The organism is Archangium sp. Cb G35, assembly GCF_001896145.1.
GTDB classification, from domain to species: Bacteria; Myxococcota; Myxococcia; order Myxococcales; family Myxococcaceae; genus Archangium; species Archangium violaceum.
The window spans coordinates 375,491-388,320 of sequence record NZ_MPOI01000006.1; the positions used below are offsets into that span (position 1 = coordinate 375,491).

At 68.6% G+C, this 12,830-nt stretch carries 8 protein-coding genes; 6 read left to right on the plus strand and 2 right to left on the minus strand.

The window, feature by feature from the left end; all coding sequences use genetic code 11:
• Nucleotides 1-36: 36 nt before the first annotated feature.
• The gene (locus BO221_RS20350) at nucleotides 37-1,782 is read right to left on the minus strand and encodes a serine hydrolase (RefSeq protein ID WP_083681218.1); all 1,746 of its coding nucleotides are present in this window, start codon (nucleotides 1,780-1,782) and stop codon (nucleotides 37-39) included.
• Nucleotides 1,783-1,999: 217 nt separating this feature from the next.
• Here BO221_RS20350 and BO221_RS20355 point away from each other — a divergent pair, with 217 nt between their 5' ends.
• From BO221_RS20355 to BO221_RS20370, 4 genes are read left to right on the plus strand one after another with little or no spacing between them, the layout of a single operon-like run.
• Nucleotides 2,000-3,307, plus strand: coding sequence for a hypothetical protein (locus tag BO221_RS20355; RefSeq protein ID WP_073562128.1), 1,308 nt, complete (start codon nucleotides 2,000-2,002; stop codon nucleotides 3,305-3,307).
• Nucleotides 3,304-7,266 carry an RHS repeat-associated core domain-containing protein gene (locus tag BO221_RS20360; protein ID WP_073562129.1) on the plus strand — a complete coding sequence of 1,321 codons (3,963 nt, stop codon included), beginning with the start codon at nucleotides 3,304-3,306 and terminating at the stop codon, nucleotides 7,264-7,266. Before BO221_RS20355 ends, BO221_RS20360 begins: the two co-directional genes overlap by 4 nt.
• Before the next feature lie 49 nt (nucleotides 7,267-7,315).
• Nucleotides 7,316-7,720 (plus strand): hypothetical protein, encoded by a 405-nt coding sequence (locus BO221_RS20365; RefSeq protein WP_073562130.1) that lies wholly within the window; start codon nucleotides 7,316-7,318, stop codon nucleotides 7,718-7,720.
• Between the two features lie 3 nt (nucleotides 7,721-7,723).
• Nucleotides 7,724-8,470, plus strand: coding sequence for a hypothetical protein (locus tag BO221_RS20370; protein ID WP_073562131.1), 747 nt, complete (start codon nucleotides 7,724-7,726; stop codon nucleotides 8,468-8,470).
• A gap of 30 nt (nucleotides 8,471-8,500) precedes the next feature.
• Here BO221_RS20370 and BO221_RS20375 read toward each other — a convergent pair whose 3' ends face one another.
• Nucleotides 8,501-11,053 carry a patatin-like phospholipase family protein gene (locus tag BO221_RS20375; RefSeq protein WP_073562132.1) on the minus strand — a complete coding sequence of 851 codons (2,553 nt, stop codon included), beginning with the start codon at nucleotides 11,051-11,053 and terminating at the stop codon, nucleotides 8,501-8,503.
• Between the two features lie 195 nt (nucleotides 11,054-11,248).
• Between BO221_RS20375 and BO221_RS20380 the strand changes: the two genes are divergently transcribed.
• Both BO221_RS20380 and BO221_RS20385 read left to right on the plus strand, forming a co-directional pair.
• Nucleotides 11,249-11,893 (plus strand): type IV pilin protein, encoded by a 645-nt coding sequence (locus tag BO221_RS20380; protein WP_073562133.1) that lies wholly within the window; start codon nucleotides 11,249-11,251, stop codon nucleotides 11,891-11,893.
• 47 nt (nucleotides 11,894-11,940) lie between these two features.
• Nucleotides 11,941-12,807, plus strand: a complete 867-nt coding sequence (locus BO221_RS20385; protein ID WP_073562134.1) for a hypothetical protein — start codon at nucleotides 11,941-11,943, stop codon at nucleotides 12,805-12,807.
• The last annotated feature ends 23 nt before the right edge of the window (nucleotides 12,808-12,830 follow it).

The following is a 12,830-nucleotide window of genomic DNA, read 5'->3' on the forward strand; positions in this document are numbered from 1 at the left end:
GACTTGCTGACGCCGATGGTCTGGGCGCCGATCCCCTCAGCGGTCACGCACCTTCGCCGGGCTCTTGCCCGTTCGTGGCGCTGGTGCGTCCGCTGCCGTGAGCCGTTGCGCGCGCAGGCGGCGCACGCGGTGGGTGCTGATCGTCAGCCCATCCACCTGGCCCGATGCCTTTCGCGTGAAGGTCACCGTCCCCAGCGCATCGCTGAGGAAGCGGTCGCCGCCGATGGCGTCGAGCGTGGATTCCTTCTGGCGCGGCCAGCGCACCTTCAGCTTGCCGTCCGTCACGAGCACCGTGTAGGTCATGTCGACCTCGTCGCTCCGATACTGCCCGGCGAATCGCGTCAGCGCCGGGGCGGCCGGCACCGGCCCGGTCACGCGTGTGAACACCCTGGGGGGTAGCGAATCCTCTGTGTCCCGGATGTGCAGCTCACGCGGAGCACCGGCCTGCGAACCCTCGGCGGGGGTAGGGAAGTGCCATTCCTCCGTCGATTCGCCCGCGCGGAAGACCCCCTTGCCGAGCGGCACCAGCGGCGTCCGCGGAGCGACACGGCGCAGCGTGCCGTCCTCGAGCGCCAACCGCAGCACCTGGTCCGACACCGGGCTCCAATACACGCCGGCCAGTGCCGACAGCTCCGCCTCCGGTACCTTCACCGTGGGCGGCACCACGGCGGCCAGGCGATCTCCGAGATACACGTCGGCGACCCTCCGCGTGAGCTCGGTGGGCGTGATCGTGGAGCCATTGCACAGCGCCGCGATCGCCAGCCGCTGGTCCGGGAAGGCGATGACACTCGCACGATAGCCCGCGTCCGCGCCGGGGTGCCCCATGAGCCGCAGGCCGCGATAGGTACCAACGCCCAGGCCGTCGCCGTAACCGGTTGCCTCGCCGCTGCTCAGCGTGGCCGATTTCCGCATCGACTCCACCAGCGCGCGCCCACCGACGCGCCCCTGGACGAGGTTCTCCTCCCATTTCAGCAGGTCGCCGGCCGTGGTGAAGAGGCTGGTCGAACCGTAGTGATCGAACACCGGGATGCTGATGCGCCACCCGCCTTCCTCGCGCGGACGGTAGGCCGACGTGCGCCGCCGCACGATCTCCGTGTGGTCGTCATGGAAATGCGTGTCCGTCATGCCGAGCGGCTGGAAGATCCGCTCGCTGGCGAACGCCCGCAGCGGTTTGCCGGACACGCGTTTGACGATCACCGCCAGCAGCGTGTAGCCGGTGTTGTTGTAGAGGAACTCCGCTCCCGGCTCGAAGTTCAGGCCTCGTTGCTTCGACACGATCCAGAGCGCGTCCTCTTCGGTCATCAGGTCATCGCCCCGCCAGCCGGCCAGATTCAGCAGATGAAACTGTTCCCGAAGGCCGCTGGTGTGGTGGAGCAGGTGCGCGATGGTGATCTTCCCGCCATGGTCCGGCATCTCCGGCAGGTACTTCCTGATGTCATCCTCCAGCGACAGCTTGCCTTCCTGCGCCAACAGCCTGATCGAGAAGGCGGTGAACTGCTTGGCGATCGAGGCGACGTGGAAGATCGAGTCCGGCGTGATGGGGACGTCGTACTCGAGGTTCGACATGCCGTAGCCGCGTGCGTAGTCCAGCGCGCCCTCGAGGGAGATCGCCACGGCGCATCCCGGCGTCGTGGTCCCGGTCCACGGGGCGAACACCGCGTCAACCTGCTTGTGGCGATCGGCTGGCCAGGAACCCGCCGCCTGGGCGCGGGCCACGGGAGTGTACGAGGCCCACGTCGCGACGATGGCCGCCATCAGGCCGAGGGATTGAGTCACACGCACGAGAAACTCCTTGGGCCCGGCACCAACACTCCGGAGATGCCTGAACACCCTACATGACACCTCGCGGCCTGGGATGGCACTCGCGCTGGGCCACGCGCTGCTCCGCACTTCGCGTCCAGTCAGGGAGGACACGGCTGTTGTGACTGAAGCGCCCACTTCGGCATGCGCGGGCCCGAGGCCTTTCAGGGGTGAAGTGTGCTACTCCTGTCAGCTGCCTATGGAACTGCCGAAGCTACGCAAGCCCGTTCTCGAGCGGCTCGAGCGCCTGCGCACCCAGTGGCGTACCTTCACCGCGCTGCCCGAGTCGCGCCTCCTGCACTGGGTATTCGCCAGCGATGAGTGGTCCATGCTGGAGACGCTCCTGAGCGTCGAGGAGCATGGGAGCGGCACGGGACCTGATCTGTTCCTGCGCCTCACCTCGCCGCTGCGGTCCCCGGAGCACTACGACCACGCACTTGCCCAGGAGCTGCTCACCCGGCATGCGGCACTGCGCGAGCGCCTCGCGGCGGCCGGAGTGGAGTCCTCCTGGCAACCGCCTCGTGTGGCCCCGGAGGCCTCCCCCCTCTCCGTCATGGCACTCGCCGCCTCGATCCATCAGCACTACTCGCCACGCTTCCGTCACGTGGCGCTCGTGCTCATGCCCGAGTCGATGGCCTCCGAGAAAGCCTGGGCCCAGTGGGTGGAGCGTACCGTCCGCGGGCCCTTCGCCTCTCCCGTGCGATGGATCTGCCCGGAGTCGAGCGAGCGGAACGCGCTCGAGCAGGTCGCGCGTGGCACCCCCCGGCTCATCCACACCTGCGTGGCGGGGCTGGACATGTCCACCGCGCTCGAGGAGATCTCCGAGGCCGCCGGGGACCTGGACACGCCCGAGGGCCGCTTCCGCCACCTCTTCGTGCAGATGAGCCGCGCTCTGGGCGCTGGAGATCTGCGGCGGGCCGAGCAGTGCAGGACCGAGGCGGTGGAGATGGCGGGGGCGCGGGGGTGGAGGCACCTCCAGGTGGTCGCGCGGATCGCGCTCGGCTCGGGGCTGCTGTCCGCGGAGGGGCCCCAGGCGGCCCTCGCGGAGTACCGCCAGGCCGAGGCCGTTGCGCTCCAGGCCCAGGAGGAGGGGAATCCGAGCGGAGCCCGGCTCCTCTTGCAGTCACGCCTGGCGGTGGGTTCCGCCCTGGTCGCCTCCGCGGACTGGAAGAACGCGGCCTCTGTCTATGAGCAGGTGGCCGCGCTGGCCGCCCAGATTGGCGATCCCCTCATGGAGTTGGAGGGTTGGCGGATGGCCGCCTGGTGTCACGAGCAGGCCCAGTCCTGGGAGGAGTCCTGGCACTGCGGCACGCGGGCGCTCGAGGCCGCCCAGCTCATGGACGCGCCCGCACGCCAGAACTCCACCCTTGGTTACGCGGGAGCCGGCCTGTTGCGGCTCACCGAGCAGGCCCACTTCAAGGACAAGCGTACGGAGCTCGAGCAACAGATGGAGCATCTGCTCGGCCCCGAGTGGCAACCCACTTCCCCTGGAGGACCCCAGGCATGATGCCCGCGGCGAAGCACCTGGATCCGTTGCTGGGGATCGACATCCACCTCATCATCACCCCGCCCGGCGCGGTGGTCCCCATCCCGCACCCCTTCGTGGGCATCGTCTTCGATCCCATGGACTATGTGCCCATCCTGGGCACCACCGTCTTCGTCGGTGGATTGCCGCGGGCCCAGGCCGGAACGGGCGGTATCGCCCTGCCTCCGCATTTCCCCATTGGAGGAGTGTTCGCCAAGCCCCCCGCCAACGAGGCGGAGATCTTCATGGGCAGCTCCACGGTGCTGGTGGAGGACGAGCCCTTCAGCCACCTGGCCCTGCCGGTGCTCAGCTGCCAGGACATTGGCGTGCCTCCCTTCCCGAGGCGCCGGAAGAAGAAGTCGATGGCCAGCCTGGTGCTGCCCACGACCCTGGTGCTCTCCATTCCCGTTCCCGTGGTGATTGGCGGCCCGCCCACGGTGTCGCTGATGGCGCTGGGAATGAGGGCGGGCATGGCCGTCCTGGGGGCGCTCGTCTCCAAGGTGCGCAAGGCCCGCGGCTCCCGCAAGGCGCAGAACGGTGTGCACTGCAATGGTGGCCACCCGGTGGATGTCATCACCGGGGCCAACTTCGATGACTTCCTGGACGCGCGCTCACCCCCCCCGGGACTCTTCTGCTGGCGGCGCTACTACTCCACGGCGCGGGCGGACCTCTACGGCCCGCTCGGCTGGGGCTTCCGCCATGAGTACCAGCACACCCTGCACCTCTCGTCCCAGGTGTGGCGCTATGAGGACCCCACCGGGCGCATCGTGGACTTCGAGCCGCTGGACGCCGAAACCCATGAGGCCTCGCTCCATGGCGTGGTGCTCCGGCGGACGAGCTCCCGGCAGTTCACCCTCCGCGAGGGCAATGGCCCGGTGCTCCACCTCGAAGCCGCGCCCGGCAGCCACGTCGCCACACTGCGCGCCGTGCAGTCCGGCCCGCAACGGCTCGAGTTGAGCTGGGATGAGGAGCGGCTGGTCCAGCTCGAGGAAGTGTCGCCCGCGGGCCGCGTCCGCTACCGGCTCAAATATGACGCCGCCGGCCTGCTCCTGGAACTGCTCCGGATGGGCGGCCGCGAGCCCCAATGCCTCGCCCGCTACACCTACGACCGCCAGGGCCACCTCGTCACCTCCTGTGACGCGGAGGGCGGCAGCTACCAGTACGAGTATGACGGCGCGCACCGGTGGACCCGCATGCGCGACCCGAATGGCTACAGCTTCTGGTGGAAGTATGACCAGGAGGGCCGCTGCATCGAGACGGCCGGGCAGGATGGGCTGTGGTGGACGCGTCTGGAATATGACCGGGAGCGCTGGGAAACGCGCGTCACCGAGCGCTCCGGCGGGGTTCACATCTTCCGCTACAACGAGGACCACACCCTGCTCGAGCTCGTCGATCCCTACGGGGGCGTGCTCAAGCGTGAGGTCGCCGAGGATGGACGGGTCCTGCGGGAGATCGACTCCGGGGGGCGCGTCACGCGGATGCTCTATGACGCGCAGGGAGCGATTCTGGGGCAGTTGGATCCCTACCAGCGGGTGCTGCCCCCGGCGGAGGTCCTGCCCCAGCCCGAGCCTCTCGGGCGCACGCCCCTCCCCGAGACACCGCTCGGTTTGCTGCTGGGCAGCGACCGGGACGTGCCTCCCCAGATCGCACGGGGAGGGCAACCCCCGCTCCTCTCGCGGGTTCCAGGAGAGTTGAAGTCCCTGCTGTCCACGCTGCTCCAGTTGTACCCGGTGGGCAGGAGCGCGGAGCCGGTGCGCACGTACGATGGTCTGGGCCGGGTGGTGTCCGAGGTGGACTCCGAAGGGCGCAACCACCGCTGGGTCCATGACCGGGCCGGGAACGAAGTGGGCTACCGGGACCCGGATGGCCGCATCTGGCAGCAACGCATTGGCCGCTGGAATCTCGTCACCGCGGTGGAGGATCCGCTGGGCGCCGTCACCCGGTATGGCTACTCCTCCACCGAACAGGTGGTGCGTGTCGTGGACCCGGCGGGCACGCAGAGCGATTACGAGTATGACGAGAAGGATCGCCTGGTGAAGATCGCCCGCAACGGGCGGCTGCACGAGCAGTACACCTGGGACACGGGCGATCGGCTGCTCCAGAAGCAGGACGCGCTGGGGCGTGTGCTGCTCCGCATGGAGTACGAGGACGGAGAGCGGGTGGAGACCCGCCACCTCGGCTCCGGCGGGGTCCACCTGCTCGAGCATGATGAGCAGGGCCGCGTCATCCGTGCCTCCACCGGGGACCACGAGGTGGAGCTGAATCATGATCTCTTCGGGCAGATCCGCGGTGATCTGCGGGACGGCCGGGGCATCCAACGCCGGTGGGTGGGCTCGCGCTGCGTCACCACCGTACTCGGACGTTTCGCGTGGTCGCTGGAGGGAACGGCGGGAGACCCCTTGCGGCGGCTGGGTGATCCCACCGGCGGGGAGCACATGGTCTGGTGGGACGAGCGCGGCATGCTGCTGCGGGAGCATGCGCAGGGGCTGCGAGAGCTCACCCAGTACGATGGCGAGGGGCGGCTCCTGAGCCACCTCTCCTGGAGGCAGGACTTCCAGGGGGTTCATCCTCCCCGGTGGACCCGCTACGCGTATACGCCCGATGGAGATCTGACCACCGTCTGGGAGGAGGATGGCCGGCAGACGCGCTACACCACGGATGCGGCCCACCGGCTCACGCGCGAGGAGGGACCCCACGGCCGCTTCGACTACGTGTTGGATCCGGCGGGCAACCTGCTGGGCAAACCCGGGCTCGAGAACACCGTGCTCGCCGAGGCCAACCGGCTGGCCCAGGCCAATGACGAGACGTTCGCCTATGACGTCCGCGCCCACCTGAGCGAGCGCAAGCGGCCCGATGGCTCCCGCACGCGCTACACCTACGACAGCGCGGACATGCTGGTGCGGGTGGAGGATGGGAAGGGCGAGCCCTGGACGGCCGGGTATGACGCCCTGGGGCGCCGCATCCGCTGCGGGCGGGGCACCTGGCAGCGGGAGTTCTTCTGGGATGGAGACCGCCTCGCGGCCGAGCTGTCACCCCAGGGAAGGCTCCGGCTCTATGTGTACGCGGGCCATGACGCGCTCGTGCCCGTGCTGTTCGTCGACTACCCCTCGGTGGATGCGGCCCCCGAGAGCGGCCAGATCTTCGTCCTCATCGTGAACCAGGCCGGAGCCCCCTTCCGCGTCGAGGATGCCTCCGGGCGCACCGTCTGGCGCGCCTCCCGGATCGAGCCCTACGGCCACATCACCGTCGCACCGGACAGCCAGCTCGAGCTCAACCTCCGCCTGCCGGGCCAGTATTACGACGCGGACACGGGACTGTTCTACAACCGCTACCGCTATTACGACCCGGTCCTCGGGCGCTACCTCCAGAGCGATCCGCTCGACCTGGAGGGTGGCACCCACCTGTATGCCTATGCGCCCAACCCGTTGGTGCAGTTCGACGCGCTGGGCCTCGTCCACTCCAAGAAGGGCAAGGCCAACAAGGTCAAGACCACGGCCATCACCAAGCTGGGGGTCTTTTCCTACTCCAAGGCCCGGAACATGGTCCGCAAGAAGAAGTACAAGGGGATCGACTGCGACCACATTCCCTCTTCCAAGGCCTGCAAGAAAGCGATCGAAGACCACCTGGGCAACCCGCTCACCAAGGCGGAGTACCGCAAGCTCCACAACCACATCACGGCCATGCACGAGTCGCGGAACATCCACCGCAGCTCCAGCCGCACGTATGGCGGAAGGAATAATCAGAAGCAGATCGCCAAGGATGCCCAGGATCTGGAAGCGGCCTCAAAGAAAGACATGAAGGCCCTCAAGGAATCACTCAAGAACGATGGGTGGACCGACAAACAGATCAAGGATGCCTTCGACAACATCCACCAGCGCAACAAAGACATCGGCCTGTATGATGATCTCGACAAGCTGTGCAAGACGCTGGGGTTCATCTAGCCTGAAGCTGCGGATGTGGCCGCGAACCGATTCACAGGAGGAGAGGCAAGTGGGAGAGCAGATGCTGGGAGGACTCGTCGGCAAGACCTATGACGCGCCCGAGGTGCAGGCCTTCGTGGCTCCGCTTGGCAAGGTCGACGTCGACGAGGAGATCGGGGCTCCGGAATCCGTGTACTACACCTTCGAGAAGTCCGGGGTGACGGTGCTCACGGATGTCCGCTCGAAGCGGGTCACGCACATCATCCTGGAGGCGCCTCAGGGCAAGCGTGGGTACCGGGGCCCGATTCCCTTCGGATTGAGCTTCGATTCGAGCAAGGAGCAGATCCGGCAGGCACTCAAGCGTGAGCCGGATCGGACCAAGCCGTTCTTCGATGCCTGGGAGATGGGCGAGTACGTCTTTCACGTGGCCTATAAGGCCGGTGCCATCAAGTCGATCACGTTCAAGGTGGATTGAGCCATGGCCCGGATCGAGAGCCTCTGGATCGAACTGATCCTCCCCCGCACACCCTGGGAGTGGAAGGGTGCGCTGCTCGATGCCTTCGAGCGGAACCCCACCTTCGCGCCGACCCACTGGGGCCAGAGCGCTCGGGTCCGGGAGCCGTACCAGCGCGATGCGCTGGAGCGTTTCTGCGACGAGGAGGGGAAGCAGGAGGATCCGTCCATGCCCACCCTGCGGCGGACGCAGCGCCCGCTCTACACGGCGGACTGGAGCCTGGGAGACGGCCCGGGGTGGCTGGAGCTGCAAGCCCAGATGATGCTGGAGCCGGAGGAGGCCGCTCCCTACTTCGACTTCGCCAACCAGCTCGCCAGCGTGCTGCCGCTGGAGTTCGGCCTGGTCGACATCGCCTTCGAGGGAGCCCCGCGAGCGCTGGCGATGAACCCCAGCGGCCGGCAGCACGTGGACGCCTATGTGGAGTGCGGGCCCACCACGCTCTTCACCCGGACGTACTTCGGCCCGCGGTTGATCAAGCTGGTGGGGGGCCTGCCCGTCCTGGAGGGCAGCGGAGGCGTGGTCCAGCGGCTCGCCAACGGCGTGGTGGCGTTGGATCTCGTGGCCAACCCCTGGCAGGTGGTGGAGGCGAAGGAGCTCAAGCAACACCAGCAGCAGGTGCTCGGAAAGCTGTTGCCGACGGACATCTTCATGCGCCGGGATGAGCTGTTCTCCGAGCCTGGCCCACGCTGGGTTCCTCCCCCGGCGCCCTGAAGACGGTCCTCCGTGTGCTGAGCGGGTCCGCTAGAACCGCCAGCCCGCGCCGAGCAGCAGTCCCAGCGCCTCGAACCTCTGGGGCGCGTTGGGACTGGTGGTGGTGGGCACATACAACGGCGAGCTCGCACGGCCTCCGTCCAGATAGAGCCTCGGACGCAGGCTGATCTCCAGGTGCTCGGCGGCCACCAGCATCACCGAGCCCTCCAGTGCGAAACGCACCGCCACCCATTTGCTCGTGTCTGGAATGTACGAGGCCTCGGTGAGCAGGCCCAGGCCGGCCTCGAACCGGATGGGCGGGGGGCCGAAGCCGAACGCACCGCTGACGTACGCCGCCGTGTCGAAGTCCGGAGGACTCTCGCCGCCGGAGAAGCGCACCGACTCTCCGTAGGACACCCGCATGCCCGTGCGCAGCCGCAGCTCCTTCTCCTTCCAGTGCATCAGCGACGGAGAGACCGCGAGCTCCAGGCCACCCGAGGTGATGCCCACCAGCGAGTAGAACGGAACCGGCTGGTAGGCGATGGCGCTGTCCAGGGCGAGCTTGGTGGCCACCTGGAAGCCCAGTTGCTGCGAGCCCGGCTGCAGGTGCGTCAGCTCGGTCACCGCGTTCCCGAAAACCTGACGGAACTTGCCCTGGAGCGCCGAGGCCGTCTGCCCCTTCAGCAACCCCGAGCGGAACACATAGCCCCGCGTCGCGAGCGCCTCCGTGAAGCGCTCGAAGTTGTTGCCCAGGGACAGCGTCGGGTCCTTCCGCATCTTCCGCGAGACGGCCATGAGCGACAGGACATTCTGGCTCTCCTCCGACTGGAGCTGGCCGCACGCGGGCAGCGTGGCCGGCTCGTCGGCGGCGGACTGCTCGAAGGCGAGGAAACACGCGAAGAGGGGAGAGTCCACCCCCACCGTCGTGGGCGGTGCCTCGGGGTTCGCGTGGGCCAGCTCCTCGAAGAGGATGCGGGTGTCCGACTCCTTCGACACGAAGTGCCACGCGTCCACCATGCCCCGGTGGAAGTCGAAGGTGCGGAAGTCCTCGTCCAGGAAGGCGCTCATGGCCAGCAGGTACTCACCCGCCAGCGGCGCATGGCGGACCGGCACGTCGATGCGCTCGCGCACCTCCGGCTCCGTCTCCAACGTGTCCATGAGCTGGGCGCTCATCGCCGTGCCGGCGAAGCCCGCCAGCAGTTTCTCGTAGGTGGCCAGCAGCCCGGGGCCCTCGAAGGGCTGGGTCTGCTCGGGCGCCCACTTCCAATCCACGGCGTTGGGATCGAAATAGAGGAAGCGATGGCTGCCACGCAGCGGAGCCGCCTCCCACTGGGACATCCGCAGCGCCAGGTCCAGCGGGTTGTTGTTGTAGATGCCGCCATCGGCGAACCGGGCCGTGCTGTCCTCCACCCACTGGCCCGTCCGGGTGTCGAAGTAGCGGTGGGCGATGACACGCGGCTCGAAGGCCGTGGGGAATGCTCCCGAGGCGGCCACCATGTTGAAGACGTTGTCCAGGGGAATGGGCCCACCCTCGGGCTGGGCCAGCCGGGGATAGAAGGTGGGGCCGGGCGGCGGCTGCCCATCACACCCCGGGAAGGGGCAGAACTCGGGCGCACGCCGAGCGTCCCCCTGGGCGGTGAGCAGGAACTTCTCCGTGAATCGCGCCAGACGGAGTTGCTCTCCCGAGCGGCTGCGGATGTTGCCGGCCTGGGCCAGGTCGATCTCCCGGCTCTGGAGGCGGGTGGTCGTCGCGCCCAGGGAGAACCGGCACTGCTGCCAGCCGCTGGGGTCCAGGCTCTTGAGCCGTTCGATGGCCTCCATGACGGGCTTGGACGAGAAGGTATGGTCCGTGCCCACGCTGCCCGGCTGCAGCAGCGTCTCCAGGGCGAGCGTGTTCCACGTCTGGAAGAAGAGGCTCTTGCTGGGAGTCCGCTCCGGCGCGCGGCAGCCCGCGTACGCCGAGAGCAGGGCATTCACCGAGCCCGCCGACGCGCCGGTGACGATGGTGAAGCCGCTGGGAACCTCATCCGGCAGATCAATGCCGAGCGAGCGCAGCGAGTCCCGGTTCGCGGGGGGAATCGCGCGCAGCACGCTGGCCCGGTCGTGGAGGAACAGGGTGTAGTAGTAGAGGAAGCCGGCCTGGTACGAGCCCAGGCTCACGCCGCCGGAGACGACGAGCGCGGGAGGTGCACCGACCCGCTGGCCGAACCGGTGGAGCCCCTGGCGCAGCTGCTCATTCAGGAGCCGGACCATTCCGGGCCCCGGCTTCGGGAGCGCCTCCGGCGAGGGCTGCTCGAGCGTCTGGAGCGTTCCGAGGAGCTCCTCGAAGAGGTGCGGGTTCTCGCGGATGAAGTCCGGGAGCTTGGAGCGCAGCGCCCGGGCCTCCGTGGCGAGCGCGTCCCCTCGGAGCGAGGGGGCCAGGAGTCCCTCCATCCGGGCCCCGTGGTTCTCGATGGCCTGGTGGGCTGTCTTCAACTCCGCTTCCAGATGGGTGGCGATCCGCGAAGGATCGAGAGGCGCCTGCGGGGCGGGTGGCGCCGCGAGCACTGGGAAGACGGCGAGCAGCGCCACGGCGCAGCCCACGCGAGAGAGGATGGAATTCATGTGCCCCCTGAGTGTGGGGTGGACCTCGGCCCACCCCGGGCCCAGCCTAGCAGCGAGTGCCCACCGGAGGCCGCCCGGCCGGGGAGCATGCAGGCGCCAGCTCCTGACGCGATGCGGCTCACCGCCCGCTCCACCGCGGAGGAGCCGGTTCAGTGGTAGTTTCGCGGGCGCAGCCGCTTCTTCTCAGGGTCATCCATGCGCCGTTCGCAGTTCCCCCCGCAGCGCCGGGGCTTCTCTCTCATCGAGCTGATGATCGTCGTGGCCATCATCGGAATCCTCGCCGCCGTGGCCATTCCGAACTTCCTCAAGTTCCAGGCGCGCGCGAAGCAGGCGGAGGCCAAGTCCAACCTGCGCACCTGGTTCACCACCCAGCGCGCCTACCTGCAGGAGAAGGGCGTCTACGCGGAGGCCCACGGCACCATCGGCTTCTCGCCGGAGCGGGGAAATCGCTACGCCTACTACTTCGCTCCCACCCGGGAGTGTGAGGAGCGGAAGGCGGATGGCTCCATCGCCCGGCCCGAGCTCGCCAACTGCATCACCGTGGACGAGGGGAAGTTCAAGGTCTCCACGCCCACGCCGGACCCCATGCCGGTCAGCTTCGGCTGGACCACGGGCGGCGGCGAGGCGCCGAAGTCCCCGGGCCTCTCCGGGCCGTGCCCCGGCTGCAACATCGATGCGTTCGCGGTGGGCAACCTCGACAACGAGGTGGGCGGCCTGGACACCTGGCACATCGCCACCAAGGACGCGAAGCTGAGCACGCCTCCGTGTGGCAACAGCGAGGTTTTCATCGTCGCGGGCGTGCCCTTCAACACCTATAACGACGTCGATTGCGATCTGTGACGTGGCAGTGAACGGGGCCGCGCCCGTCCGGCGGCCAGGGGGAGGGTATGACACAGCAGCCGCCACCATCCGGAAACCTGCCCACGGCTCGTGAGCTGGAGCTGTACGCCGCGGGGACGCCCTCCGGGCCGAGGCTGTTGCTGCCGGCCGGAAGCGAGGCCCTGGCCATGCTCGTGCGCCGGGGCTTCCAGCCCACCGTGGCCCCGTTGGACCTGCCCTTTCCGGCGGACCTCGAGGGCGAGGCGGCCGAGAAGCTGGCGGAACAGCTCGGCCACTACTCCTTCCGCCTCTTCCTCCGGGGCGCCATCCTGCGGCACGGCAGCTTCTCGCCCACCGAGGCCACGCGCTACGTCGAGGCCACGCAGGCGGCGAAGACGGCCGAGACGCTGGTGGAGCTCGGGCTCGCCGAGCGCGAGGACGGCGGGCGCTACCGCCTGCGCTACCCGGCCCACAACTTCGGCGGCACGCTGGAGTGGTACGTGGCGCGCGAGCTGCGCGGGCGGCTCGGCTTCGACGTGGCCGTGGGGGTGAAGTTCCACGCGCCCGAGGTGGGCGGGGACCTGGACGTGGTGGCCGCGGCGGAGGGCCGGCTCCTCTACCTGGAGATGAAGTCCTCGCCGCCCAAGCACCTGGCGTCCGACGAGGTGGGCGCCTTCTTCCGGCGCGTGCGCGCGCTACGCCCCCACCTGGCCATCTTCGTCATGGACACCGCGCTACGCCTGTCCGACAAGGTGCTGCCGTTGCTCCAGGCCGAGCTGAGCACCCAGCCGCCTCCACCGCCCCGGCGCGTGGTGCGCGAGGTGTGGGCCCTCACCCCGCACCTCTATGTGGTCAACGCACGGCAGGACCTGATGGGCAACATCGCCACCGCCATCGCCGAGGGGCTGCGGGCGCTTTCGCCACCCGCCCCCTGACCCCCACCCCGCCAGGGGGAGAG

What these genes read in the sequence shown, in the direction of transcription:
- BO221_RS20360 (WP_073562129.1), top strand. Translation starts at nt 3,304, where the DNA reads ATGATGCCCGCGGCGAAGCACCTGGATCCGTTGCTGGGGATCGACATC.
- BO221_RS20380 (WP_073562133.1), top strand. Translation starts at nt 11,249, where the DNA reads ATGCGCCGTTCGCAGTTCCCCCCGCAGCGCCGGGGCTTCTCTCTCATC.
- BO221_RS20370 (WP_073562131.1), top strand. Translation starts at nt 7,724, where the DNA reads ATGGCCCGGATCGAGAGCCTCTGGATCGAACTGATCCTCCCCCGCACA.
- BO221_RS20385 (WP_073562134.1), top strand. Translation starts at nt 11,941, where the DNA reads ATGACACAGCAGCCGCCACCATCCGGAAACCTGCCCACGGCTCGTGAG.
- BO221_RS20375 (WP_073562132.1), bottom strand. Translation starts at nt 11,053, where the DNA reads ATGAATTCCATCCTCTCTCGCGTGGGCTGCGCCGTGGCGCTGCTCGCC.
- BO221_RS20355 (WP_073562128.1), top strand. Translation starts at nt 2,000, where the DNA reads ATGGAACTGCCGAAGCTACGCAAGCCCGTTCTCGAGCGGCTCGAGCGC.